This window comes from Microcoleus harperi Pol14_C6 (genome assembly GCF_036701295.1).
Classification (GTDB): Bacteria; Cyanobacteriota; Cyanobacteriia; order Cyanobacteriales; family Microcoleaceae; genus Microcoleus.
Genome location: NZ_JAUBQN010000014.1, coordinates 14,382 through 38,522, shown reverse-complemented (window position 1 = coordinate 38,522; position 24,141 = coordinate 14,382). Strand labels below are relative to the sequence as shown.

Annotated in this window: 26 protein-coding genes and 1 pseudogene; 18 read left to right on the top strand and 9 right to left on the bottom strand. The window is 45.9% G+C overall.

Annotated elements, in window-relative coordinates; genetic code table 11:
- Nucleotides 1–282: 282 nt before the first annotated feature.
- Entirely contained in the window at nt 283–501 is a 219-nt protein-coding gene (locus QUA27_RS12215) for a hypothetical protein (protein WP_333068235.1), read from the bottom strand.
- A gap of 152 nt (nt 502–653) precedes the next feature.
- Here QUA27_RS12215 and QUA27_RS12210 point away from each other — a divergent pair, with 152 nt between their 5' ends.
- From QUA27_RS12210 to QUA27_RS12200, 3 genes are all read left to right on the top strand, one after another.
- Entirely contained in the window at nt 654–794 is a 141-nt protein-coding gene (locus QUA27_RS12210; RefSeq protein ID WP_333068234.1) for a hypothetical protein, read from the top strand.
- 132 nt (nt 795–926) lie between these two features.
- Complete coding sequence (locus tag QUA27_RS12205) at nt 927–1,124, top strand: hypothetical protein (protein WP_333068233.1); 198 nt, start codon at nt 927–929, stop codon at nt 1,122–1,124.
- 693 nt (nt 1,125–1,817) lie between these two features.
- Nucleotides 1,818–2,018 (top strand): hypothetical protein, encoded by a 201-nt coding sequence (locus tag QUA27_RS12200; RefSeq protein ID WP_041622289.1) that lies wholly within the window; start codon nt 1,818–1,820, stop codon nt 2,016–2,018.
- A 327-nt stretch (nt 2,019–2,345) separates the two neighbouring features.
- Here QUA27_RS12200 and QUA27_RS12195 read toward each other — a convergent pair whose 3' ends face one another.
- Nucleotides 2,346–3,095: a pentapeptide repeat-containing protein gene (locus tag QUA27_RS12195; protein ID WP_333068232.1), complete on the bottom strand. Its 750-nt coding sequence runs from the start codon at nt 3,093–3,095 to the stop codon at nt 2,346–2,348.
- A gap of 54 nt (nt 3,096–3,149) precedes the next feature.
- On the opposite strand from QUA27_RS12195, the gene QUA27_RS12190 reads away from it, so the two are divergent.
- Nucleotides 3,150–3,662: a phosphoribosyltransferase gene (locus QUA27_RS12190; RefSeq protein WP_333068231.1), complete on the top strand. Its 513-nt coding sequence runs from the start codon at nt 3,150–3,152 to the stop codon at nt 3,660–3,662.
- Between the two features lie 229 nt (nt 3,663–3,891).
- Here QUA27_RS12190 and dxr read toward each other — a convergent pair whose 3' ends face one another.
- Nucleotides 3,892–5,082: a 1-deoxy-D-xylulose-5-phosphate reductoisomerase gene (gene dxr, locus QUA27_RS12185; protein ID WP_333068230.1), complete on the bottom strand. Its 1,191-nt coding sequence runs from the start codon at nt 5,080–5,082 to the stop codon at nt 3,892–3,894.
- A 127-nt stretch (nt 5,083–5,209) separates the two neighbouring features.
- Between dxr and QUA27_RS12180 the strand changes: the two genes are divergently transcribed.
- Both QUA27_RS12180 and QUA27_RS12175 read left to right on the top strand, forming a co-directional pair.
- Nucleotides 5,210–6,793 (top strand): DUF2079 domain-containing protein, encoded by a 1,584-nt coding sequence (locus tag QUA27_RS12180; protein WP_333068229.1) that lies wholly within the window; start codon nt 5,210–5,212, stop codon nt 6,791–6,793.
- A 51-nt stretch (nt 6,794–6,844) separates the two neighbouring features.
- The gene (locus QUA27_RS12175; protein ID WP_333068227.1) at nt 6,845–8,245 is read left to right on the top strand and encodes a DUF2079 domain-containing protein; all 1,401 of its coding nucleotides are present in this window, start codon (nt 6,845–6,847) and stop codon (nt 8,243–8,245) included.
- A 91-nt stretch (nt 8,246–8,336) separates the two neighbouring features.
- Here QUA27_RS12175 and cas6 read toward each other — a convergent pair.
- A pseudogene (gene cas6 / locus QUA27_RS12170) lies at nt 8,337–8,948 on the bottom strand (CRISPR system precrRNA processing endoribonuclease RAMP protein Cas6).
- A gap of 153 nt (nt 8,949–9,101) precedes the next feature.
- Complete coding sequence (locus QUA27_RS12165; protein ID WP_333068226.1) at nt 9,102–9,452, bottom strand: hypothetical protein; 351 nt, start codon at nt 9,450–9,452, stop codon at nt 9,102–9,104.
- 300 nt (nt 9,453–9,752) lie between these two features.
- Here QUA27_RS12165 and QUA27_RS12160 point away from each other — a divergent pair, with 300 nt between their 5' ends.
- The 5 genes from QUA27_RS12160 (at nt 9,753) to QUA27_RS12140 (ending at nt 13,594) form a co-directional block, all read left to right on the top strand.
- On the top strand, nt 9,753–10,115 hold the full coding sequence (locus tag QUA27_RS12160; protein ID WP_333068224.1) for a ferredoxin thioredoxin reductase catalytic beta subunit: 363 nt from the start codon (nt 9,753–9,755) through the stop codon (nt 10,113–10,115).
- Nucleotides 10,116–10,262: 147 nt separating this feature from the next.
- Complete coding sequence (locus tag QUA27_RS12155) at nt 10,263–10,670, top strand: DUF309 domain-containing protein (RefSeq protein ID WP_333068223.1); 408 nt, start codon at nt 10,263–10,265, stop codon at nt 10,668–10,670.
- 305 nt (nt 10,671–10,975) lie between these two features.
- Nucleotides 10,976–11,446, top strand: coding sequence for an LptA/OstA family protein (locus QUA27_RS12150; protein ID WP_333044586.1), 471 nt, complete (start codon nt 10,976–10,978; stop codon nt 11,444–11,446).
- Between the two features lie 173 nt (nt 11,447–11,619).
- A complete protein-coding gene (lptB, locus tag QUA27_RS12145; protein ID WP_333068222.1) occupies nt 11,620–12,348 on the top strand; it encodes an LPS export ABC transporter ATP-binding protein in 729 nt (242 codons plus the stop codon).
- Nucleotides 12,349–12,427: 79 nt separating this feature from the next.
- Nucleotides 12,428–13,594 (top strand): LptF/LptG family permease, encoded by a 1,167-nt coding sequence (locus QUA27_RS12140; RefSeq protein ID WP_333068221.1) that lies wholly within the window; start codon nt 12,428–12,430, stop codon nt 13,592–13,594.
- 172 nt (nt 13,595–13,766) lie between these two features.
- Here QUA27_RS12140 and QUA27_RS12135 read toward each other — a convergent pair whose 3' ends face one another.
- A complete protein-coding gene (locus QUA27_RS12135) occupies nt 13,767–15,137 on the bottom strand; it encodes a hypothetical protein (RefSeq protein ID WP_333068220.1) in 1,371 nt (456 codons plus the stop codon).
- A gap of 465 nt (nt 15,138–15,602) precedes the next feature.
- Here QUA27_RS12135 and pgl point away from each other — a divergent pair, with 465 nt between their 5' ends.
- From pgl to QUA27_RS12110, 5 genes are all read left to right on the top strand, one after another.
- A complete protein-coding gene (gene pgl, locus QUA27_RS12130; protein WP_333068218.1) occupies nt 15,603–16,322 on the top strand; it encodes a 6-phosphogluconolactonase in 720 nt (239 codons plus the stop codon).
- Nucleotides 16,323–16,528: 206 nt separating this feature from the next.
- Complete coding sequence (locus QUA27_RS12125) at nt 16,529–17,320, top strand: double zinc ribbon and FHA domain-containing protein (RefSeq protein ID WP_333068216.1); 792 nt, start codon at nt 16,529–16,531, stop codon at nt 17,318–17,320.
- A gap of 82 nt (nt 17,321–17,402) precedes the next feature.
- Complete coding sequence (locus QUA27_RS12120) at nt 17,403–17,894, top strand: FHA domain-containing protein (RefSeq protein ID WP_333068215.1); 492 nt, start codon at nt 17,403–17,405, stop codon at nt 17,892–17,894.
- Nucleotides 17,895–17,949: 55 nt separating this feature from the next.
- Entirely contained in the window at nt 17,950–18,687 is a 738-nt protein-coding gene (locus QUA27_RS12115; RefSeq protein WP_333068214.1) for a PRC-barrel domain-containing protein, read from the top strand.
- A gap of 576 nt (nt 18,688–19,263) precedes the next feature.
- Complete coding sequence (locus QUA27_RS12110; protein WP_333068213.1) at nt 19,264–19,719, top strand: FHA domain-containing protein; 456 nt, start codon at nt 19,264–19,266, stop codon at nt 19,717–19,719.
- Between the two features lie 146 nt (nt 19,720–19,865).
- Here the strand turns inward: QUA27_RS12110 and QUA27_RS12105 are convergent, their stop codons facing one another.
- A complete protein-coding gene (locus tag QUA27_RS12105; RefSeq protein WP_333068212.1) occupies nt 19,866–20,444 on the bottom strand; it encodes a DUF1997 domain-containing protein in 579 nt (192 codons plus the stop codon).
- Nucleotides 20,445–20,652: 208 nt separating this feature from the next.
- On the opposite strand from QUA27_RS12105, the gene pheA reads away from it, so the two are divergent.
- Complete coding sequence (gene pheA / locus QUA27_RS12100) at nt 20,653–21,600, top strand: prephenate dehydratase (protein ID WP_333068209.1); 948 nt, start codon at nt 20,653–20,655, stop codon at nt 21,598–21,600.
- A 50-nt stretch (nt 21,601–21,650) separates the two neighbouring features.
- Nucleotides 21,651–22,292: a pentapeptide repeat-containing protein gene (locus QUA27_RS12095; RefSeq protein WP_333068208.1), complete on the top strand. Its 642-nt coding sequence runs from the start codon at nt 21,651–21,653 to the stop codon at nt 22,290–22,292.
- 33 nt (nt 22,293–22,325) lie between these two features.
- Here QUA27_RS12095 and QUA27_RS12090 read toward each other — a convergent pair whose 3' ends face one another.
- Together QUA27_RS12090 and QUA27_RS12085 are read right to left on the bottom strand one after the other, a co-directional pair.
- On the bottom strand, nt 22,326–23,264 hold the full coding sequence (locus QUA27_RS12090) for a PspA/IM30 family protein (protein WP_333068207.1): 939 nt from the start codon (nt 23,262–23,264) through the stop codon (nt 22,326–22,328).
- A gap of 208 nt (nt 23,265–23,472) precedes the next feature.
- Nucleotides 23,473–24,114: an LON peptidase substrate-binding domain-containing protein gene (locus QUA27_RS12085; protein ID WP_006632192.1), complete on the bottom strand. Its 642-nt coding sequence runs from the start codon at nt 24,112–24,114 to the stop codon at nt 23,473–23,475.
- Between the last annotated feature and the right edge of the window lie 27 nt (nt 24,115–24,141).

Below are 24,141 nucleotides of genomic sequence, written 5' to 3'. Positions count from 1 at the left end.
TGAATCTGAGAGCTTGAACAACAGCCTCAATTTTTGGGCTGCTGCAGACTCCTGTCTGAAACTTGTATACGTTTTTGGGCGGGGTCAAAAAGCAGAAGGCAGAATTTGATAGCGGTAAAAAAATACTGTTTTAGAATTCAGAATTTTGCTGGGATTCTACCTTCTCGCTAAATTTATCTTCTCATCAAAAAATATAAATTACTCGCTGCCTGGAGCGATGCACGCCGAATAATTTAGGACGAGATAAGCGACTGTTTTGAAGCCAGCTCCTTCCCTAATTTATTATAATTCTTGCTCACATTGGGCTGTTTTTACAACAGACTTTTTGCTGGTAATTTGCAAAAGGGATAGGGGCAGAACAACAGGCCAAAACAAAGGCCCCATTATTAAGGCTATCCAAGATATCACGTCTTTTTTAGATGTCGCTGTATCATTCCAAAAACTTTTGAACCAAACAAGAAAAACGATTAAGGCAATCGAAAAGTAGCTAATCATTATCATTTTTTTACCTGCCTGCCTATAGATGGCATAGAAGTATTTATAATTATTGTATCTCAGGCCGTGGCTCGCCGATCGCAACTTTGTGCCCTGAGCTGCAAGCTGCAAATGTCTAAAACCCAAAGTTTCACATATCTCCGAGTCCAGAGCCTGCGATGTTGAGCGGACTTACTCCCGCTGCGTGGCGGTATTGGGAACTCAAAGCCTTGCGTTCAGGGCTTTTTGAGGTTTTGTCAAACCTTGAGGTTACCACCCCAATCATAGCTTATGCGATCGAGGTATTTGGTTTTCTGTGATTTAAATCACGTATACTAGCAGAATTTGGTCACAAATCGAGCCAAGAAGGATCACACAGCTTAGCCGACTGCAATCACCCTACTCTTTTCTCAAATGCTCGATATTGCAATAGTCGAGTTCAACGAGATTTCATGCAAGCTCTGACTTTAAAATCTGATCGCGCGATCGCTGAACTGTTCTATCAAGTCACTCATTCAGGCAATCTGACTCGCATTGAAAGCCACGGACTGCGCGAACTCTGCCAAAGCGCTCTCAGCGAAGACGCCAGAGATGCAGTCAACCGCCTGCTGCACGCCATCCGCCGCGGATGGGTCAGGATTTCCGATTAGTCCCCTCACACACAAAGTTGAGATGAGTATTTTTACTTTCTCTCCTGTCAAGCTTTGCCAACAATAAAATTTTCGTGAATAGGTCGCTCCATTAACCCTCTCCAAAAAAAATTGTACAGCGATCGAAAAGCTCGACCCGGTTTCTTGAAGAAGCCGGGATTTTTGATTTGAAGCAGCCAGTAGATTTTAGATTTTAGATTTTAGATTGACTTCACAGATGAATCTGGAGCTTGAACTTGAGCTTAAAATTTGGGGCGGATGCCCGCTCCTGTCGGAAACTTGTATCGGTTTTTGGGCGGGTTATTAAGTAGATCCACGGAACAAAGACCCCACCAAGAAACTAGGTAAATGTAGGTAAAAGCGGGTTTCTAAACAGGCTAAACGTTTTACTCTGAATTAAGCCTAGCGCTTTCGCTAGCAGTCATTAGTAATCTCTTAATAGATAAATCTTAATTTATTTGTCACAGTTTCTTAACCAAAAGTAGAGATGTGGGAGTTGCCAGAAGCGAGGAATCGGGACGGGGTTTGTGTTTCAAGTAGCAGAGCTATCGAGGAAATATCCGCTCCCCATGTCCCGCTGACACAAATCACTTATAAAGAGCTAATCGATCACATTTACTCCCGTAGTTAAATCACATAAATTTTGGAAAAATTAGTTAATACTGTCAAAAGTGAGTTAAAAAAAAACACATGATGAAAACCCAAACGCTGTTACCTCAATTTACTATCGCAGAGCTAGTCTTTCAGGTATATCACTCCGGTCTGCTGACACCCACTCACCGACAACAGCTCAAGACAGCGCTGTTAAATGACTGTCTTACCGAAGAAGATCAAACAGCCATCAACCGCTTGCTCCACGCCGTTCGCCGGGGCTGGCTGAAGGTTGTAGATTAAATTATCGCCAACTTTTTTTGCCACTTTCTTTAAATGAACTGTCAGTCAATTTTGGATTTTAGACTTCCGCAAGCGCTCAGTCGAACCGTGGAGTCCCGCTTACTCGAACAATTTGAGATTTTAGACTTACTCCACAGATGAATCTGGGAGCTTGAACAAGACTCTAAAATTTTTGCCTCTCCACAACACGAGTCCGGGGCTTCTCTCGATTTTTGGGCGCATGAGATTAACGCAGAATTAAATCCCTTTAAAAAAATCAGGCATTAGCCTAAATGTAGGGTGCACCACAGGCACCCTGCGGTTTTAACTTGTATTTTCTCAGCTTATTTAGTCAGAGATTGTGCCGTCAGGCATCATGGCCTCTCTCAGATTCGCTTCATTCAAATTTGTCCCGCGCAAAGAAGCTTGATGCAAGTTTGCTCCCCGGAGATTTGCTCCCTTAAGGGAAACTCCGCTCAAATCTGCTCGATGGAGATTTGCACAGCTCAAGTTAGCTCCGCTCAAATCGGCTCCCTTCAAATCAGCTTTTTCCAGATTTGCTTCCGTCAAATTTGCCCAACTCAGATTTGCTTGAGTTAAATTAGCACGGCTGAGGTCAGCTTGTGTTAAGTTCGCATCGGTTAAATTTGCTTTACTGAGGTTGATTTCGCAAAGTTTTACTTCTGTCAAGTTTGCACCTTGCAAGTTAGCGTTAACTGCATAAACTTGAATCAAAATTGCCCCCTGAAGGTTTGCATCTCTCATGTCTGCACCCCTGAGACTCGCCCCCGTTAAATCGGCCCCGCTGAACAGGACACTCCGCAAGATGGCTCCGCTCAAGTTCGCTCCCACCGCCTCGCATTCGCCAAAATTAGCGGACATGAGGTTGGCTTGGGAGAGGTTGGCTTGGCTGATATCTGCTTGATACAGATTAGCTCTGTAGAGGGTGAGACCGATCGAATTTGCACCTTTTAAATTAGCGTGACTCAGGTCAATATCGCGCAAATTTGTCCTTGACATATGGGCACCGCTCAGGTCTACTTTGTGAAAAATCCGTTCTCCGGCTGCATACCGTTTGAGAAGTTCATCTGCATCCATGTCATTTTCCCCAAAATAATTAATAATACCTTTGATATTTCAATAATATTAGGAATGAGTGACCTTTACGTTTCTTGGCCTGAGTACCATCGGAAAATTGAGGATTTGGCTGTAAAAATTGAGGAATCTCACTGGAAATTCGATCGAATTGTCTGTCTGGCGAGGGGAGGGCTGCGGGTTGGAGATACTCTGTCGCGGATTTTCGACACACCTCTGGCGATTTTAGCCGCCTCCTCCTATGGTGGGGCCGAGGGAAATGTCCGGGGTGCGATCGAGTTTGCCCGCGATTTGACAATGGTGGGCGATAATTTGGGCAGCCACATTCTCCTGGTTGACGATTTGGTTGATTCGGGAATTAGTTTAGAGCAAGGTATCGCTTGGCTCAACAGTCGCTACGGCGAGGATATTCAGGAAATTCGGACTGCTGTGCTTTGGTACAAGGCTTGTTCTGTGGCGAAGCCGGATTATTATGTAGATTATTTGGCTGACAACCCTTGGATTCACCAACCTTTTGAAATGTACGAAAAGATGAGTGCGGCTGATTTGGTGGCGCAAGTTGGGAGTTAGTGTATAAAAGGCTAAAATCAGGTCAATTTTTTATAGGGTTTTGGCGATATTTTGCACTTTTTGGCATAGTCCGCCAGGGGTTAAAAACCCCTGTCTCATAGCTAAAGTCCTCTGAAAGAGGACTAGATATTTATCAAGGTTGGGCAGTCGGTTTCAACCGACTTTAGCTATGAGACGGGGAATTAATTCCCCGGCGGGCTTGTGGGTAAGCGCCAATCTGCTGATACCATTAGCGAACCGAAAGAATACGATCGCCCAATTCCATACTATCTGCCAAAACTTCCTGCCGCGCCCACCTATCCGCGGCCAAAATATCGTCTAAACCAGGACTTTCACAGTTATCGGTTTGATGTTTGTCGCAGACCTTCTCAATCAACTTCGGAATATCCAAAAACTTAATCTTCTCCTCCAAAAATAGCGCTACGGCCTGTTCATTTGCCGCATTCAGCACCGCCGGCATGGAACCGCCCGCACGTCCCGCCGCATAAGCCAACTGCATACAAGGATACTTTTCGTGGTCGGGTTCTCGGAAAGTCAAATCCCCAGCTTTTACCAAATCCAGCCGTTCCCAATCTGTATGAATTCGCTCCGGCCAAGACAAAGCGTAAAGCAGTGGCAATCGCATATCCGGCCATCCCAATTGCGCCAAAACAGACGTATCTTGCAGCTCAATTAACGAGTGAATTATGCTCTGAGGATGGATGACAATATCAATGTCGTCATAATCCATTCCGAATAAGTAATGAGCCTCGATTACTTCTAATCCTTTATTCATCAAAGTAGCAGAATCAATCGTGATTTTCTGACCCATCGACCAATTGGGATGTTTCAAAGCATCGGCTACTGTTACTGCGGTTAATTTGTCGATCGGCAAATCTCGAAAAGAACCCCCCGAAGCAGTGAGAATAATTCGCCGCAACCCGCCAACCATAACACCTTGCAGGCATTGAAAAATTGCCGAATGTTCCGAGTCAGCAGGCAATATTTTAACACCGTATTTTTCGATTAAGGGGTTGACAACGGGGCCCCCTGCGATTAATGTTTCTTTATTTGCTAAGGCGATATCTTTACCTGCTTTGATAGCCGCAATTGTTGGCAGCAAACCGGCACAGCCAACTATGCCCGTGACGACGGCTTGAGCGTCACCGTATTGGGCAACTTCGACAACCCCTGATTCGCCAGCAAGTAAAATAGGTTGAGGGTCGAGATCTGCGATCGCCTCCTTCAATTCCTGTAATTGATCTTCGTCGCAAATCGCGACAATTTCCGGTCGAAATACGCGAATTTGCTGGGCCAGCAACGTTACATTTCGTCCGGCGGTTAACCCGACAATCCGAAATTGATCGGGGTATTGAGCTACAATATCCAGAGTCTGAGTGCCGATGGAGCCTGTGGAACCGAGAAGAGTTATTGCTTTCACAATTTTTTAATGTTTTGTGGATTATTCTAATATTACGATTGCGGGGATAAAAATTAGTGGTTAACTATTGCGTGGAAAGCACATTCGATGGAATCATATTTTGAGTGACCACCTAGTGCCAGATTTCATGCAGAATAGGGAAAATTTTGCTGATGACCGTGAGGACATCAGTGTCTCGATCGCCGAAAATATAGAGGAAGGTCGATCGCAGCTACCGTCGAGTTTGGTTTGGGCGATCGCCACTGCTGCGGCAATTTTCTTTTTGTGTAGCAGTTTACGGCACGCTTTATTCCAATCAACTGCTTTCGATTTGGGAATTTTTGACCAAGCAATTTACTTGATCAGCCAAAACCAAACGCCTTTTTCTTCTTTAATGGGGATTCATATTTTGGGCGATCACGCAGCGGTAATCTATTATCCGCTAGCTTGGCTGTACAAAATTTCCCCGGATGTGCATTGGCTGCTGTTGGTACAAGCAGTTGCATTATCCCTGGGGGCTTGGCCTACGTGGAGTTTAGCGCGTTTGGCAGGTTTAAATCAAGAACAGTCGCGTGCGATCGCATTGATTTATTTGCTCTATCCGGTGGTATTTAACATCAATTTATTTGATTTTCACCCGGAAGTAATCGCTTTACCCGCACTTTTTGCAGCAATTGTAGCGGCGCGTTTAAATAAAATTGTGTGGTTTTTTACCGCTATTGTGTTAGTTCTCAGTTGCAAGGCGGTTTTGTCCCTAACCGTTGTTGCTATGGGTTTCTGGCTGTTTTTTTGCGAAAAAAAGCAGCGGTGTGGGGCGATCGCACTTTTGCTAGGTGCAGCTTGGTTTTTGATAGCTTCCCAGAAAATCATCCCCGTCTTTAGCGGCAGCGAAGTCGCTGGAGTCGGGCGCTACAGCTATTTAGGCAAATCCGTACTAGAAATTATTATCAATCTCATATTAAAACCCCAGTTAGTATTAGGAAAAATTCTTTCATTCGATACATTCAAATATTTATTTCTCCTCACCTTACCAGTGATTTGGCTGCTATTGCCATTCTCTGGCAAACTACGCCTACAATATTTAACAGCGCTAATTCCTGCCCTCCCTACCCTGCTCATCAATATCCTCTCTGACTTATCCTTTCAACGCAGCTTAGCCTATCAGTATTCAGTGCCTGTAATTCCATTCTTATTTTTAGCAGTTATCGCGAAGGAAGAAAAAAGGAACAAGGAAGAAATAAAAGGCAACAAGGAAGAGGATAAAGCAAATAACCAACATTTTTTAACATGGGTCAATCTGCCACAATTTAAAAACTTCCGAATTTCTCAACTTTGGCAGGGAATTCAATTGCCGAGAATCATGATAATTTGGTCATTACTAATCTTCCTATGTGTGGGCGAATATAAAGATTTTTATCTGTACCTAAATAGGCTAGATACCTGGCAAGCTACACGCGAAGCAGTCGCACAAGTTCAACCCCAAAGCAGTCTTTTAACCGATAATAGACTTGCCCCTCACTTTACCCACCGCCCAATAGTAAAATTGTTTTCACAAATTTCGCCCCAAACAAATTTAGCTGAATTTCAATACATATTATTAAACCTGCGCCATCCCTGGCCCGATACTGAAAAAATGGGTGATACCTTAGCAAATAAACTTAAAAAATCTCCAGATTTTAAATTAAGTTATCAAAAAAATGAAGTCCTGCTATTTAAACGAAGGGCTGATTAAACCAATAAAATGCTAACTTTAAAATCCCTAAAAAATTATCCAGTATTTTTAATGATTGTCGTGACAACGATAGTCTTATTTGCCGCCAGCAGCGCGCGGCACGCTTTGTTTCAGTCAACTGCATTCGACTTAGCAATTTTTGACCAAGCAATTTATTTACTCTCCCAAAATCAAACGCCATTTTCCTCTTTAATGGCAATAAATATTTGGGGAGATCACGCCGCTTTTATTTTCTATCCACTAGCTTTACTTTACAAAATATATCCTGATGTTCACTGGCTTTTTTTAGTGCAAGCTGTTTCCCTAGCTTTAGGCGCTTGGCCGAGTTGGAGTTTGGCACGTCAAGCGGGATTAAACGAACGAAAAGCAATTGCAATTTCAGCCGTATATCTGCTTTATCCCGCAGTATTTAATGTCAATCTCTTCGACTTCCACCCAGAAGTAATTGCTTTACCAGCACTGCTAGCAGCAATCTTAGCCGCGAGGCTGAATAAAACCTTGTGGTTTTGTGTTGCTATTGTATTAGTTTTGAGCTGCAAAGCCGTACTATCTTTAACTGTGGCTGCGATGGGTTTGTGGCTGCTGTGTTTTGACAAAAAACGCAATTGTGGGCTCATAGCTTTATTTCTAGGCGCGGGTTGGTTCGTGGTAGCTACTCAGGCAGTTATACCGTATTTTAATCAGGGAAGAGAACACGCGGGGATCGGGCGATATCACTATTTGGGAAACTCCGTTTTTGAAATAGCTATTAATTTAATAGTGAAACCCAATTTAGTTTTAGGGCGTTTGTTTTCTTTAGATACTTTTGAATATTTAGCGTTATTGCTATTACCTTTAATTTGGTGGCTGTCCCCGCGTCATCTGTCATCTTTAATTAGTGCTGTGCCAATGTTGGCGATGAATATTCTTTCCGATATCCCCGCTCAGCGGGATTTAATTCATCAATATTCTGTGCCGATATTGCCGTTTTTATTGGTTGCCGTAATTTCCAGTTTAGCAGCTAGCAATCAGCAAAAGGGAAAAATAATGTTTGAGAGATTGCCACTTCCTAATTATCCATTGGCTAGAGTCATGGTAATTTGGTCGTTGATTGCTTTCTTAGCTTTAGCGAAATACGGCTATTTTTGGACTATTTATTTAAATGGGTTCGACACTTTGCCCGCTACCAGAGAAGCAATTTCTCTTGTTGAAACCAAAGGCAGTGTTTTAACAAATGCTCAGATTGCTCCCCACTTAGCGCACCGCCCTGTAGTAAAATTAACTCAGGCTCAGGCGCCGCCTGCAAATCTCGCAGAATTTGATTATGTATTGTTGAACCTCAGATATCCTGGCTGGATGAGCGATGGAGCTTTTGTGGGAAACCTCATAACTAAACTAAAAAATACCCCTCAATTTCAACTAAAATATCAGCGAGACGACATATACCTATTTACCCAAAACGCTAACAAATAAATCATCTTCTCCTCCTTCGCGCCCTTGGCGCCTTCGCGGTTCGTAAAACAAATCTCATTTACAAATCCATTTAACCTTAATCCTCCACTTTTCAAGCCATTCTTGCCAACTTCACGTAAGTTTTCACAGTTTCATAAGGCATTTCCAAATCAGCCGCAATATCAAACAAAGATTCCCCCAATTCCCGGCGCGCCAAAATCGTCGCCCAAGTTTCCGCAACCTCAGCAGCCGGACTTCCACCTGTACGCTTTCTGTGCGCCATAAACTTCTGTGTCAATTCATCTATTCGCGCCCCCAATACGCTTTGTATCGACACTTCAGGGAGCGCTTCTGTCAACCATTGTGCTCGCGTTTGTCCCAATCCAAAAGTTGTTTTGTGGCCAGTGCCACAGTAAGGCGCTAACCGCCCTAAAGCATAAAATAATTCTACACAATCAGGGCGATTGTGAGCCGATCGCCCTAGCCCAAATTCCCCAGCCCCAGTGAATCCCGCTACCATGCTTTTTTTGCCCGCCGCTACCTTTTGCAACTCCTATTTGTGGTGGCTAATAATTACATTTTCATCAATCCAATTCAAAAATTATGCTTGGTAAAAATTTAGCCCAGAAAAGTTATTCCAACGGCACAAATAGCTGTGGAAAACATTTTCGGAAACTGGCAAAGGGAAGTGATAGCCTTTGCTACGAAAGCTTGTAGGAGTCACAAAACTAAGTTTAATGGTTGGCGACAATGGGGACTCTGCTGTTAATAATTGCTGGTAAGTTGGAGGAGCAAAAGCAATATCCCAAGAGCGAATTAGCAGCGGAGCATTTCGCAAATCTATCTCTTGGGGGGAATTTTGCAGCCACTGACTCAGCTACTGCACTACTCGCTTTGAAAGTCCTGTTACGTACCAGCGATAAATTCGATCGCCCAAAAGCTGAAATTCTTTGCCGCCGGGGAGCAATTCACCTTCCAATCCCGAAATAGTAAAGGCTTGTTCTGACTGTTCCTCGTGCAAAAGTTTCGATAAATCCGGGTCAGTTTGGTGTACTTGACCTAAAAAACAAGCGTGCAAGCCCATAGCATACTGCCCGTATAGATAGCTAGCAGCGCCGGGAGTCAATTCAAACACTAATCCGACTAACTCGGTCTCCGCCCGCCAAATCAGCCCAGACGGAGAAGATTTTCGAGCGCGGATGCCGGTCCAGTTCGGGGAAGTAGCCATCAGATGTCACTAACAGGGACAGGGCTGTGCTATATTATCCGATTTTTATCCCCTTTGGGGGATGATTGTTGAGGGCGATGGATCGCCCCAATCTTTTGGGTACTCCAAAAACCGGGTCTGCCGCCAGTTTCGCGCACCGTCGGGGATAGAGAAAAACCACTAAAAAACCAACAACCTAAAACTCAATCTTTGTCAAGGTTTTCCTCCTTGTAAGTAAACAGAAATATACAAGTGTTTAAAATCCTATTCTGCGCTACAATTGTCAAAAGCTCGTAGCATCCTCAACTCCGATCCTAAACTATGAACACAACAGAAAAATCTAAACTCTCCAACGAAAAAACTTTGGAGGCGATGAAGAATTTCTCCGAAACCTACGCCAAGCGCACCGGAACTTACTTTTGTTCCGAGCCTTCCGTCACTGCTGTCGTGATAGAAGGACTAGCAAAACACAAGGATGAACTAGGCGCTCCCTTATGCCCTTGTCGGCATTACGAAGATAAAGAAGCAGAAGTAAAAGCCGCCTACTGGAACTGTCCGTGCATTCCTATGCGCGAGCGCAAAGAGTGTCACTGTATGTTATTTCTGACCCCAGATAACGATTTCGCGGGAACTACTCAGGAAATAGGAATGGATCAAATTCAAGCTGTCAGAGACACTATGTAATTGGTTAAGTAGGCGGTCGTTAAATGGCAGTAGTTTTGAAAACAGGTCGTGATTTTTCCTATTTTTAAGACTTAGCTATTAAAAAACAATCGATCGCCGCCTACTCAAACACACATCCGCCATCGAAAATCCCCAATCCCCAATCGAATGACAGAGGAAATTCCGCTAGAATTTTGCCAAGGTATCGAACAGTTTAACAGCCAAGAATTTTACGCTTGTCACGATACTTTAGAGGCTTTGTGGATGGAAGCCGACGAGCCGGAAAAAAGGTTTTATCAGGGAATATTGCAAATTGCTGTCGCGCTTTATCACTTAGGAAATCAAAACTGGCGCGGTGCAGTAATCTTGCTGGGAGAAGGAATAAATCGGCTTAGTTATTATCAGCCCAGTTATGCCGAAATTGCTGTTGAATACTTACTCGGAGAAAGTGCTAAACTTTTGAGCGCTTTGCAACAAGCTGGCCCGGAAGAAGTATCTAAATTTCAACCGTTATTCGCAGGTACAGAAGTTGCAGGCTTGCACTTGCCGCGAATTATCAAAGTACCAAAAAGTTAAATAAATGTTTGTATTAGGGTGTGCAGTATACTTAGCCTCTACACAGAGGAGGGCTGGCTTTCTTGCCGGCTGCCCAAGTATATTAATTTGCTGTGCAACGAGCCTTTTGCCAGTTCCCGGTTAAGACAGTTGTAGCCACTCAGCAAAATAACCAATTAAATTCGCTGTTGTCTTGCTAGGATAATTGGTTGAGACTATCGGGTCAATCGATAGACCTCACGGGAATGTTTCTGGCCGTTAAGATAAAATACCTAACTGGAGATAATGCGCTTCAGCAATTTCACAAATATTGAGGCTCCAAGCTTATGATGCCCTCCGCTAAACTACTCAATTCCAGAATATTCAAAGGATTATCGCTGCTGTTGCCCCTCACTCTGGCAGGCGCGATCGCCTCTCCCACCTACCCGCAAGCCGGGCCGCCCCGCACTCTCAGCGTGCGATCGGACATTCAAGAAGCCGACTCCAAAACCGGCATCGTGACGGCCCGCGGCAACGTCCAAATCAACTATCCAGCCCGCCAAATACAAGCAACTGCGGCTCAAGCTCAATATTTCAGCCGCGAGCGCCGGATCATTCTCAGCGGAGATGTTTACGTATTGCAGCAGGGCAACAGCCTGCGCGGCGAAACCATAACATACCTGATCGACGAAGGGCGGTTTATTGCCCTGCCAGACAACCCAGGACAGGTAGAATCGGTCTATCTGGTTGCCCCGGAACAAGATGCAGCAGCCCAAAATGCAGTGGGTTCCCAACGTCCAACTACAGCCCCCCGGTAAAAGCGGCTCGCAGCAGCGAAATTTCGCCTCAGCCAAAACATACTACTTGGGATAGATGCGAAATTTCGTCTTTATAAAACTCACAAACTTGAAAAGGTAAAATTTAAATTAGAGAGTCGATCGCACAAAGCCGCAGTCGGAAATTTAGCTTGTAGAGGTTGCCGGGAGCGAAAATGAAAATTGTACTCGAAAATATTCACAAATCCTACGGAAAACGCAATGTAGTTAGTCGCGTCAACCTTTCGGTAGCCCAAGGAGAAATCGTAGGACTGCTTGGCCCCAACGGTGCCGGCAAAACCACAACATTTTACATAGCAACCGGATTAGAAAAACCCAATCAAGGAACTGTTTGGCTAAACGATTTAGACATCACTAAATTGGCGATGCACCAGCGAGCGCATTTGGGAATTGGCTATCTCGCTCAAGAAGCAAGTATTTTCCGAAACCTGAGCGTGCGGGACAACATTTTGTTAGTCCTAGAACAAACTCAAGTGCCGCGCTGGGAATGGCGCGATCGAGTCGATTTCCTATTGCAAGAATTTCGCTTAGAAAAAATAGCATCTAGTTTGGGAATTCAAATATCGGGGGGAGAAAGGCGGCGGACTGAACTAGCCAGAGCATTAGCTGCAGGGCGAGACGGCCCGATGTTCCTATTTTTAGACGAACCGTTTGCAGGTGTCGATCCAATCGCAGTAGACGAAATTCAAACCATTATTGCTAAACTGCGCGATCGTAAAATCGGCATCCTCATCACCGATCACAACGTCCGAGAAACCCTCGAGATTACCGATCGAGCCTACATCATGCGAGACGGCCAAATTTTAGCCTCCGGGGCTGAAGAAGAACTCTACAGCAACCCTTTAGTGCGACAGTATTACTTAGGTGATAACTTTGTGCGATAGTCTTTTGAAGGCATTCCCCATGCCATAATTTTAGATTTGAGATGTTAGATTGAGGAGCAAACTGCAAAAAGCCCAAACTATGAAAATAGCAATATCCAATTCCTTCAATCCCATCAACTGGCTGCCGAGAATTTCAGTAATGGACTGGTACATTACCAAAGAACTAATCGGGCCATTTCTTTTTGGCGTCGGACTCTTTACATCCGTCGCCGTCACAGTTGGAGCTTTATTTGAATTAGTCCGCAGAGTTGCAGAATCCGGTCTCCCCTACAGCGCAGCCATAGAAATTTTTCTCCTGCAAATTCCCTACTTTGTAGTATTGGCTTTCCCGATGTCAATGCTGCTAGCAACCTTAATGGCCTACAGCCGAATGTCCAGCGAAAGCGAACTCATAGCCCTCCGCAGTTGCGGAGTCAGCGTATACCGATTGATACTGCCTGCTGTGATAATGAGTTTAATTGTTGCAGGCTTCACCTTTGCTTTGCAAGAGTTAGTTGTACCCGCCGCCAGCTACAGAGCTACTGTGACTTTAGACAGAGCCCTGAAGCGAGAAAAACCGACATTTCAAGATAGAAATATTATCTACACAGAATTTCGCAAACCCGAAAAAGGCGGCGACGAAATCCTGGCCCGCTTTTTTTATGCAGAACAATTTGACGGCCAGCAAATGAAAGGTTTAACAATTATCGATCGCTCTACCCCAGGCCTCAATCAAATCGTTTCTTCAGAATCCGCTACTTGGAATCCCTCAGAAAATACCTGGGATTTTTTCAACGGAACCGCTTATATAGTAGCTCCTGATGGCTCTTACCGGAATATAGTTAGGTTTCAACACCAGCAATTGCAACTCCCCCGCACGCCCTTAGATTTAGCGGCTAGAGTGCGCGATTTCAAGGAAATGAACATTGCCCAAGCTTTAGAGCGTTTGGATATCATTAAAAACAGTGGCGACGAACCGCAAATTCGCAAATTAAAGGTGCGAATTCAAGAAAAATATGCTTTTCCTTTCGTGTGCATGGTATTTGGTTTAGTGGGAGCAGCTTTGGGAACTCAACCGCGCCGCTCCGGTCGAGGAACGAGTTTTGGTATTAGCGTAGTTGTGATTTTTACTTACTACGTATTTTCTTTCATCACCAGTTCTATGGGCGTGAAAGCTGTTTTGACTCCGATTCTGTCAGCTTGGCTGCCTATCGTGTTTGGCTTGGGAATCGGGGGATTGTTGTTGGTGCGGGCCGCCGCTAGGTAAGTTTTACCACTAACAGTGGGAATAGGTAATTCAGAACTTGTACAGCCCTTCCAATGCCTTCGGCTCCCTTCCCTTCGACTACGCTGAGAAGAACCGAAGTCGAAGGCCATGAACCGCGTAGCCTAAGTCTTGGGAATTGATAATATCGTTTTCATGGCCGAACTTCTTTCATTTAAGGATTAGAAAAAGTATTGATTTCGCCGCCGCCAATGTAGCGTCCCGGAGCCAGGGAGCCTGGTGTAGCAAAAGTTTGAGGTTGAATGGGCTGCACGCCCTGATTTGTGTTTTGGGGAACAACTCCAAAGTTAGGCTGACCCGCCGGCAAATTAAGCTGACTGGGTGGAGGTGTTTGAAATTGAGAATTCGCTGCATTGGGAGAGAATTGAGGGCTAATTATCTTGCTTCCCCCAATCCCACTTGGAAAGGGAGATGGGCCGACATTTGGAAGTAGAGGTGTTGGCGAAGGTATGGCTACTGGAAGTGCCACAGGTTGAACTTCAGGTGCGAAGCCTGAGCCAGATAAATTAGTTTGGTAGGGATTTTTCGGCAAAGCCACCGTTGCAGCCCCTGCATTAATTTCGGGAAGGCTCGGTACTCGGGAAGTTAACCCCGCTAATGATTCAGGGACTGTAGCTGTCGGTTTTAATAATTCTTGAGATTCCTTGCTCACAGTATTTGTCGGAGCCACAAGTGGGGGAAGTGCTGTGGGAACATTCACTGGATTGGCTCCACTTTGAGCTGTAGCGGTCGTTGGGAGCAAATTTGTCGCATTTCCGGCCGCCGGATCGGAAGCCGGTCGATCGAGCAATGTAGCCGAGTCTGCTGTTTTCTCAGCCTCCGCCGCCGTTGCCGAAGTGTTAGCAACGACGTATTTTTTCATAGCTGCTTGCAGCGGACTCAAAGGCAGAGAATTTTTGTTTTGTTTATCTGAATTAGCATCACTCGACGCCTGCGATAAAGTTGCTGTCGCTGTACCCCCAGACTCAGGGTTGATCGTTTTTATCCCGGAAGTCAGTCTCCCACTACCAGATAAACTCAACGCTGAGGTGGGGTTTGAAGTTGGCAAGCTGGAATTTTGGGGGTTATTGTTTCCGGCCTCGACAGCAGGTGTTGCTAAATTTGGCAACGGGAAAAATCCGCTGCTTCCTACTCGCTTGGGGGCTGAAGATGGCTGAGGAGTTTCTAATTCCCGATCTCGAAGTTCCTCGAATAAACCTTGGCTTTTTACTACTGATGAATTTAACAAGTTCAGTTCAGAAGCAGTAGAGCCATTAAACTGATTGACTAGCACTGGTGAGCTGTCGATTTCAGCCGCAATCGCGGTATCTTCAGCAGATAGTCCCGATAGCGAAGCTGGATTGTTTGTGGCTACTTCTTCTTCGCCATCTATGCTCAACCTTTCTGGGTTTACAGAGACCTCCCAGATAAATAACCCCCCCGCACAGAGCACGGCTAACGGAGCCCAAACCGCCGGTTGGATCCAGTGGCGCAACCGCGCTATTAGATAGCGGACAGATGTAGGAAATCGCTTAAAAATTGACATAGTTTTGCTTCCATCCGAGCGTGCGGATTTAAAACTATTTTTCCTAGTCTACCACATCAATCTTGATTATTTTTGCTATGCCGGGGTAAGTGCGATCGGGAGCATCTCGGTTTTGCTTTTACTGTCGGTGTGCGATCGTCCGGCTCGCTATATTTATAGACTTTGCTGTGCGGGACGGATCGCACTCCCAAAAAACGCTTTTTACTTTCTGCAGAGATCCTCCGAGTAAGATCAAAATTTTGATTGAAAGTTGCGAAAGCTCAATGCAATCGGTGAAAATATCCATAAAGCACTGGTATAAATATGTCTTGCTTGCCTTAAATCAAGGCGCATAAGATGATAAAATATTATGGGATGCGGTGTCCGGCCTGCCGAGTCTGTCAGCAGCTCGACCTCAAACCAAAATGTCAAGGTAAAATTGGCAATTGCTGAGAACAACACCCAAGGAAAGTTGAGAGGAAATTAATGAAAAAAGTAGTTGAAGTATTAGCAAATCGGGAACAACTAATAGATCGATCGCGGGAAATTGTGCTGTCGAAAATCTCAGAAGCCATAACAGAACGCGGACTTTGTACGATCGCCTTAGCGGGCGGAAGCACACCAGAACCGCTCTACAGAGCGATGGCAGACCAAGACCTGCCTTGGGACAAAATTCACGTTTTCTGGGGCGACGAACGCTACGTTCCCCCAGAACATCCAGACAGCAATCAAAAAATGGCGCGCCTCGCGTGGCTCGATCGAGTGAATATCCCCGCCAGCAACATCCACCCCATGCCCACAGGCGCCAGCGACCCCGCAGCCGACGCTGCGGCACACCAAACCGAATTGCAGCAGTTCTTCAAAGTATCCGAGGGCGAGTTTCCTGCCTTTGACATCATTTTATTGGGCATAGGAGACGACGCCCACACAGCCTCTCTATTTCCCGGCACAACAGCCTTAGAAGTCCGGGATGCCCTAGTAACTGTCGGCAACAAAGACGGTCAACCCCGCATTACCTTTACAGTCCCCTTAATCAACCAGGCCCGGTGCGTCATCTTCATGGTCGCAGGAACCAGCAAACAACCCGCCCTCGCTCAAATTTTTGCCCCTGCTGCTGACGAAATGACATATCCAGCCAGATTCGTTCAACCAGAGGGCGAACTTTGGTGGCTGCTCGATGCGGCGGCTGGTGAAGCAGTAAAATAGCTGACAGAGCAGCAAGCGTGCCAACACACTCAGCATTATCACTAACTCAATCAGGCCCATCACAGCTAACGTCACGGCGTCAGCTCAGTTGCTAGTATTAGCGAAGCAATATAAGAATTGTGGCGGTTAAAGTTAAAATTTGACCATATACACGAGTATTTTTATGAGGCTGATTTGAAAATCTGGCCGATAGCAAGGAGAAATCGATGATTGTCTGTCCCAATTGCAATCACCAGAACCCCGACGGGGCCAGCCAGTGTGAGGCTTGCTACACGCCTTTACCTGTTACCGCAAGTTGCTCGAACTGCGGTGCAGCAGTTCAGACAGATGCAGCATTTTGCGGTCAGTGTGGCTTTAACTTGCGTCCGGGTTCCATAGTTCCAGAAGTTGAGGAGACAGTACCGTCCCCCTCGCCTGTAGACCCCACAGTGGTATCGTCACCGCCGCCGGATTTAGTCCCACCCGATCCCCTGATGGCAATGGAACCTCTAGTTACCCTGAATAAGGGGCTCAACTTGGAAAAAACTCCCGCCAGCATTCCGACGATTCCCGATTCCCCGCCATCGCCCTCGGTTCCTGTTACAACTGAATCGGTGGCAACACCAGTAAATATCTCTCCTCCGGTTCCGGACCGACAGCCGGCAGGTGTAGCTAAAACTCAACTGCAACAGCAGTCGGCGCGCCTGCTACACGTTCAGACAAATACGCCGATGGAATTGCCTCACAGTCTGTCTGTGGTTCACATAGGCAAGCCAAATGACTTAGTACCGCCGGATATTGATGTTTCGGGATTTGCTAATTCTGAGATAGTTTCTCGGGTACACGCAAATCTCCGGGTGGAGGGAGATGCTTGCTACCTAGAAGATGTAGGCAGTTCCAACGGCACTTACGTCAACAATACTCCGCTACCCAAGGGAAACCGCCATCGGTTACGACCGGGAGACCGCATCTCTCTGGGCAAAGGAGACCTGGTTACGTTTTTATTTCAAATCTCTTAGAGCGAGTTTGGATTGGGCGATCGAAAGTCTAAAATCTAAAATCGCATCTTGAGGCGCTCTACCAAAACTCAATGCTGCCAATGTGATTAAGCTGACCTTGCTACATCCACTCCAGTCTATACCCGTCCGCAGTTGGATCTTTGAAGACGAGCAGGTCGTCCGGATCGGGCGCTCGACCGAAAACCACGTCGTTCTTTTTAGCGCTGTGGTTTCTCGTCGCCACATCGAATTGCGGCGCAGCGGCATAACTTGGGAACTGATCAATTTAGGTACCAACGGCACTTACCTCGATGGTAAGCCAATTGCTAAGGTTCCCATTGTGGACGGTCTGATCGTTCACTTGGCTCGCTCAGGTCCGAAAATTCAAATCAACGTAGGCCCGAATCAGTCCTCTGTCCAATTAGGACAAATTAGCGTCAAGCCCAGGGAGGCTAAGGAAATTCACGCTCCATCGGGTGGCGTGCACATTAGCACGATTCCTGTTCCCGACCACAAAGAAGTTGGCACTTCCAGGGAAGAGGAGGAGTTAACCGAGGCAGATAATAATCGCCATTATTCGGAAGAAGAATATTAAATCGGCTTCTTTGGACGATCGACATTTTTCAAAGGCGGCACTCAGGAGTTTATTTATGAGTACATCACCACAGATTGTTAGGCGCAGCGAACTGCTCAACCGCCGCACGATCGACCGCAGAACGGCGGAAGAGGTCGGCAGGGTAGATCGGGTTTGGCTCGATGCTCACTCCCAGCGGGCGATCGGCTTTACTTGCAAGTCGGGACTTTTGGGCAGCAAAAAAACTTGGTTCGCTTGGGCGCAAGTTGATACGGTGGGGGAAAATGTTTTTGTCACCATTAACCCGGAACTGCCGGAATTGCATCAGCCGGAACAAGCTGTTTGTCCGATCGGGCTTGAGGTGCTCACGGACGCTGGGAATCAGGCAGGTGCGGTGGTTGACTATCTATTCGATGTGCGGACGGGTTCAGTCACCCACTACCTGTTTAAATCGAGCGGCTGGCGCGGCGTTTTAGACGGGATTTACTTGTTACCTGTGGCAGCTATTTCGACCATCGGCAGCAAGCGGGCGATCGTCTCTGAAGCTGCTGTATCGGAGCCAGTGCAGTACGCTGAGGGACTGCACAAAAAAGTCGGTCTGGTAGCAGAGTTTTTACATGAAGATTTCGACAGAACTCTCAAAAATGTGGCAGGTGTGAAGCGGGGCGCTCAAAGTCTGGCGGAAAAATTCCAAGATAAAGCTCTAGAAGTCAGGGATGTAGCTCAAGAAAAAGTTGCAGAGTTGAAGCGGCAAAGGCAAGAATCTGTCCCGCCAGAGCCGAACCGGGAGCCGCCTGAGTCAGATTTGAGCTGAAGTTTGGCCTTCCCGCTCGCCGTGCGACTAATTGCCACTCACATTTTGGGGGCGCGCGCGCGAGGAAGGTCGATCGGTATTTTCGCTATCAGAGATTGATGCGTTGTCGCTCAAAATTCCAGTGCTGCTCAAAGCATTGTATTTTAAAGGTATCGCATCAATAAGGAAAATGTTAGCAACTCAAAAAGACCTAGGCTGTTTGATACAACCAACAAGTATTTTATGTAGAGACCCCAGAATTAATAATTGGTTAACTTCTTTCTTTACAAACAGCGATTCGTCGGTCGTTGACTGTCGCCCGATCGAGAACTCGAATCAGCTCTGCAACCAGCGCGGGTCTGAGTTGAAATCTCTGGTTGAGCAGGGGAAAAAATTGCTGCCCCCTTCGCCAAAAGCTAAGGATCAAAAGTTTGTTCAAATGCCTCAAGCAGCCAAAATTTCAGCTTTTACGGCAGATAGATACAATCCTGGCGCACTGACGACACCTTTAAAAATCAAATTTTTTGTGTTTTTATCCCACAGAATCTATCTGGAAGCCTCCCCCTTTGTGTCTGGCGGTGGAGTGTCAAAACATCCGTGATTACCTTAACTCTGTTACATCCTATCCAATCTGTCCCAGTTCAAAGTTGGTGTTTTGAATCCGAACCTGTGGTTCGGATCGGTCGATCGAACGACAATGATGTAATTATTTACAGCGCTGTAGTTTCCCGCCACCACGTAGAGCTGTGGAATCACGCCAATGGCTGGGAAATTATTAATTTTGGTGCTAACGGCACTTATGTAGATGATAGACCTATCGCTCAGGTGTCAGTGGCAGACGGGATGACTATTCGCTTGGGCAATTCCGGGCCAAAAATCAGGATTCGGCTGGGCGCAACGAATCAACCGGGCAAAATAATCAAGCCACCCCAGCGCGAACTCCCTAGCCACAAGGACGAAGTTTCAAAAGACAAGTCAAGTGCTTGGTCTAGGGGTGTGGGAATCCTCGAAGACGATGAATATGGAGTGCTGACTCAAATCGATTTTGACTGACCGGCCAATCTCTATGCCTGCAAGCGAACTCAAACAAAGCTCAGGGTGCGCCATTTGAGTACCTACCTAACTCATATCTCGACAATTCCGCTGATTTTTGCCCAAATATGCCTATAAATTAATTAACAGCTTCTTAGACTACGAAATTACCCTTCTAGAGATAATATTTGGGGGATATCGCTCGATATTATCTCAGGTTCGCTGCTTGCCCATCGGCGGTAATCCGAGAGCAAATGGTACATCAACCGCTGTTTGACGCTCAGTAGTACGCTCTTGAGCAAAGCGTTGCCCGTTGCTTCTAAAATCGGTTTGGGCGTCAACCAAAACGGTGGCGGTAACTCTACTTGCACTTCCAAATCCGCTTTTCCCTTCAAGTATGCTACCCCGCTGCTTTGCTGTACACAAAGCTGTCCTTTGAGATTGAGAGCAAAGCGATCATTGATATAACCCACGCCACGAATTTCGCACCCGACGGACTCCAAATTGATTGTGCCGTCCGACTGCGCCCACACCCTCATATCTACTGTGGGTTGAATGCTCAGCATCATAAATTGTAACGGTCGCATTTTTAGGCGGAAACAGTCATCGCTTAGCTGTTCTGTGCGACTTTGATCGACAAGGGCATTCACCAGTCGCCTCGGCTGGCGCAGATAATGTTGAATGGGAACCCGTTCCTCTGGTACGGCGATCTCAACGGATTGGGAAGAATTAAAGCGGATATACATGAGAAAATATCAAAATAGAGGGTTCCTAAGCATATCTTAATAAACTATCACCTTTTTTAAGGTGACATACGTAGCGCACTAAGTCGCGCGCCCAGCAATGTCATCCGAGAAATCACTGATAAAAGCTTTCGGGACATCGCTAATTTTTCATCATACTTCCTAGCTGATGAGAGTAAAGCAAACATTTGTAACCTAAAATTGCCTCTAAATGAAAATTTCGTTAGCGAAGCCCTCGAAGAGGATCGCACATCTCGGCCCTGTTGGTACAAATGCAGAAACAGCGGCTCTAGCTTATGTCAATTGGTTGAGCCAAGAAACTAACTTGGAATGCACCCTGTGTCCTTATTCCACCATTTCCCAAGCGCTAGAGGCATCTGCCGTAGGGCAGGTTGACTATTCAGTTGTGCCTGTCGAAAATTCGATCGAAGGCAGCGTGACTGTCACCTTAGATACACTGTGGCGGCTCGATCGACTCCGCATTCAACACGCCTTAGTTTTGCCCATTTCCCACGCCCTGGTGTCTAATGCCAAAAGTTTTAACGAGATTCAAAAAGTTTACTCTCATCCGCAAGCGCTAGCTCAATGTCAGGTATGGTTGGGGCAATTTATTCCCTCAGCTCAATTAATTCAGGCGAACTCTACCACGGAAGCATTGCAATATCTGGAAGATAGAAATGTAGCAGCGATATCTTCGCCAAGAGCGGCTGAACTTTACAATTTGCCAGTGTTAGCTCACCCCATTAATGATTATCCCGATAATTACACTCGATTTTGGGTACTCAGCAGGAGTGGGGGAGAAATCGCCAACGTAGAACCAGGGGAGCGCTCATCCATTAAATCCATTACACAATCTGCTTCTAAGTTGATCCTCGATGCTTCACCGTCTAATTGCACCCATACCTCACTAGCTTTTAGCGTACCTGCCAATATGCCGGGAGCACTGGTAAAACCTTTGCAAGTATTTGCCAGTCGCGGTATTAATTTAAGTCGGATTGAATCTAGACCGACTAAAAGATCGCTCGGAGAATATATTTTCTTTATGGACGTGGAGGCTAACGCCTGCCAAGCATTTGTTCGATCGGCACTCGAAGAATTAAAAAATCACACAGAAACTTTAAAAATCTTTGGTTGCTACAATGTACTGTCAGTAGTATAATTTTATTTTATGTAGTATACTTTTTAAGTCAAGCTTAGGAGGCTGGTGAGATGAATGCTGATGAACTTCTCAAGCGATACGCAGCCGGAGAAAGAAATTTTCATGAAACAAACTTGAAAGAGGCTTCTTTGCGAGAAGCTTTCCTAATTCATATTAATCTAGCCTGCGCGAATCTCAAAGAAATAAATTTTGCTTTGGCAAACTTAAGTGGGGCAAACTTAATAGCTGCCAAGCTAAAGAATGCTTGCCTGGTGATGACAAAACTCAATGGGGCTAACCTGAGCCGAGCAGATCTAAGTTTTGCAAGATTAACAGGAGCTGACCTGATTGAAGCAAACTTGGAAAACGCCAACTTGAGCGACACCAAAATGATTGGTGTTAATTTGAGCGGAGCATCCTTGTACGCCGCAAACCTGATGGAAGCGAATCTCTTAGATGCTTGCTTGGACAATACAAACCTCGAAAAAGCAAATCTCAGCGAGGCAAAACTGCGGGGATCAAGTCTGAGAAGAGCCAACTTGAAAGGCGCTTTTTTGTGTGAAAGTAACCTTGAAGGCGCAGATTTGAGAGAAGCTGATTTGAGCGGTGCTAATTTGAGCGGCGCATTTTTATGCGGTGCTAATCTTGAGGGAGCTAAGCTAGATGAGGCAATTTTAAGTGGGGCTATACATTTTTGCGTCAGACAAGTTTGATATCACGCAATATATAACCGGAGAATCCGACAACTAAGGACTAAAAAATATACTATTGACTTGGCTGAAAGTGAAGTCTATTTGCTGCTGTACCTTAGCAAAATGAAGCTGCATCTTGAGGATCTCTTTCTTGGAATTAGCTTGAGCAATCTTACTTTCCAAAGCCAGCAAGTTGCGGTTTAGATTTTCTACTCGCACAGTTTGGTAGTCTAAGTCAATTTTTAGTTCTGCCGCCTGATCGAATTGAACCTGCTGGCGAACCACGGCGAGGCGGACTGAATTTTCATCCTGTGTCTGAAGAGCTAGCAAAGCTCGCTGCTGCCACTGGTTGGCTTGAGATTCAGCTTGATTGTACAGCCACTGAATCCGCAGTTGGGCGGAAATCGCAGTGCCCACAGCCTGACGCAGTTCTTTGAGAGGTTCCTGAATTTCTAAGATTAATAGTTCCCAAAGATTCATCAGTTCGCTCGTAAATTCTTCCCGTTCTACAGAGGCTACCAGTGCTTCTAACAGCAACAAATTTGGTTGCATTTGCTGCGTAATTGTCTCAAATATTAACTGTGCTTCGGACATTTGCCGATCGTAATTTTTTTCTGAGACTGCACCGGATGAGTGCTTTAATATTTTTTCAGTGCTGTTTACCTTAGCTTCTGAATCAGAACTTGAAGCTACAAAGGCCTGTAATTTTTCGCGGGCGATCGAATTCAGCCTTTGTCGAAGCAAATCGCAGGCCGCCCGCTGCACCGGCCCTGTTTCGCTTTGACAAATCTTGATGACTATTTTTAAGCCGGCATCGCCGTAATTCAATGTCTCTCTCAAGGCGGCGATGCGATGTTCGCTGACAGAACTAGACAGCCGATGTTTAACTCCTGCTAGTCCGCCGAGCACTACACCGCCCACAGGAGGTGGCAGTTGACCGCCTTTAACTGCATCGTATGGTTTCGGTTGGTCGTGATTGTCTAACACAAGCATTTACTGCTATAAGGAACCTATCCGAACCTGTTTGAAGTTAAGAATTAAACAGATGCCAGTTCCCCAAAAGAATGGAACTGTAGGGCTGCGATCCAAACCCTTAGTTCATCAGTCAATCGAAAACCAAAAATCAAAAATCGAATGATTTGTGTGTAATTCTTTTTTCACTTCAGGTCAAACCGATCGTGCTTTTTCCTAGGCAAATTGGCTACTTGAGGGTATCTTTAAGTACAGTCCTCGCTGCCAAGTGATTGCGAGTAGAAGTCAAAATTTCGGTTTCGCGTTCCAACCTCGCAGCAGTATCTTGCAATTCTAAAAGAGTTTGCTGTTCTGTCGCTGCGCCGTAAAGGTAGCTGGCTACCCAGTAGGACAATTCTGTAGGCAAACTGGGAATGTCTTCGGGCAGGTCGATCGGCTGATCCATCAATTTGCTGGAGAGGCGAACTACATCTCTCAGCAGTTGTTCGACATCTTTTCCCAAAGGTCTGAGGTCTTTTTGCGGCGGTTCGTCTTCAATCCATTCTACTAGACCGACTAAATAGGGTTTTTCCCGAACTGCGTCGAGCACTCGGAACCGCTGCTGTCCGAGAGTCATAATTTTCATGCGATCGTCGGGGAGGCGCTGGCAGTGAATTACTTCGGCGCAGCAGCCCACGGCAGAGACTTTGTTTTGGTTGGGGTCCCACATGAGTACACCGAAACGCCGATCGCCTTCCAGAATCGTATTCATCATGATTCGATAGCGAAACTCGAAGATTTGCAGCGGCAGCGGTCTACCTGGAAATAGAACCACTTCCGGCAACGGAAATAAGGGGAGTTCGCGAACTGCTACAGAGGAAGAGGATGCCATTGTCGGTCAAAAGTGACGGTACTTGCG

Bases quoted from the DNA above. Each gene is read 5' to 3' on its own strand.
- QUA27_RS12215 (WP_333068235.1), bottom strand. From the start codon at position 501: ATGATAATGATTAGCTACTTTTCGATTGCCTTAATCGTTTTTCTTGTT.
- QUA27_RS12210 (WP_333068234.1), top strand. From the start codon at position 654: ATGTTGAGCGGACTTACTCCCGCTGCGTGGCGGTATTGGGAACTCAAA.
- QUA27_RS12205 (WP_333068233.1), top strand. From the start codon at position 927: ATGCAAGCTCTGACTTTAAAATCTGATCGCGCGATCGCTGAACTGTTC.
- QUA27_RS12200 (WP_041622289.1), top strand. From the start codon at position 1,818: ATGAAAACCCAAACGCTGTTACCTCAATTTACTATCGCAGAGCTAGTC.
- QUA27_RS12195 (WP_333068232.1), bottom strand. From the start codon at position 3,095: ATGGATGCAGATGAACTTCTCAAACGGTATGCAGCCGGAGAACGGATT.
- QUA27_RS12190 (WP_333068231.1), top strand. From the start codon at position 3,150: ATGAGTGACCTTTACGTTTCTTGGCCTGAGTACCATCGGAAAATTGAG.
- QUA27_RS12180 (WP_333068229.1), top strand. From the start codon at position 5,210: ATGCAGAATAGGGAAAATTTTGCTGATGACCGTGAGGACATCAGTGTC.
- QUA27_RS12175 (WP_333068227.1), top strand. From the start codon at position 6,845: ATGATTGTCGTGACAACGATAGTCTTATTTGCCGCCAGCAGCGCGCGG.
- QUA27_RS12165 (WP_333068226.1), bottom strand. From the start codon at position 9,452: ATGGCTACTTCCCCGAACTGGACCGGCATCCGCGCTCGAAAATCTTCT.
- QUA27_RS12160 (WP_333068224.1), top strand. From the start codon at position 9,753: ATGAACACAACAGAAAAATCTAAACTCTCCAACGAAAAAACTTTGGAG.
- QUA27_RS12155 (WP_333068223.1), top strand. From the start codon at position 10,263: ATGACAGAGGAAATTCCGCTAGAATTTTGCCAAGGTATCGAACAGTTT.
- QUA27_RS12150 (WP_333044586.1), top strand. From the start codon at position 10,976: ATGATGCCCTCCGCTAAACTACTCAATTCCAGAATATTCAAAGGATTA.
- lptB (WP_333068222.1), top strand. From the start codon at position 11,620: ATGAAAATTGTACTCGAAAATATTCACAAATCCTACGGAAAACGCAAT.
- QUA27_RS12140 (WP_333068221.1), top strand. From the start codon at position 12,428: ATGAAAATAGCAATATCCAATTCCTTCAATCCCATCAACTGGCTGCCG.
- QUA27_RS12135 (WP_333068220.1), bottom strand. From the start codon at position 15,137: ATGTCAATTTTTAAGCGATTTCCTACATCTGTCCGCTATCTAATAGCG.
- pgl (WP_333068218.1), top strand. From the start codon at position 15,603: ATGAAAAAAGTAGTTGAAGTATTAGCAAATCGGGAACAACTAATAGAT.
- QUA27_RS12125 (WP_333068216.1), top strand. From the start codon at position 16,529: ATGATTGTCTGTCCCAATTGCAATCACCAGAACCCCGACGGGGCCAGC.
- QUA27_RS12115 (WP_333068214.1), top strand. From the start codon at position 17,950: ATGAGTACATCACCACAGATTGTTAGGCGCAGCGAACTGCTCAACCGC.
- QUA27_RS12105 (WP_333068212.1), bottom strand. From the start codon at position 20,444: ATGTATATCCGCTTTAATTCTTCCCAATCCGTTGAGATCGCCGTACCA.
- pheA (WP_333068209.1), top strand. From the start codon at position 20,653: ATGAAAATTTCGTTAGCGAAGCCCTCGAAGAGGATCGCACATCTCGGC.
- QUA27_RS12095 (WP_333068208.1), top strand. From the start codon at position 21,651: ATGAATGCTGATGAACTTCTCAAGCGATACGCAGCCGGAGAAAGAAAT.
- QUA27_RS12090 (WP_333068207.1), bottom strand. From the start codon at position 23,264: ATGCTTGTGTTAGACAATCACGACCAACCGAAACCATACGATGCAGTT.
- QUA27_RS12085 (WP_006632192.1), bottom strand. From the start codon at position 24,114: ATGGCATCCTCTTCCTCTGTAGCAGTTCGCGAACTCCCCTTATTTCCG.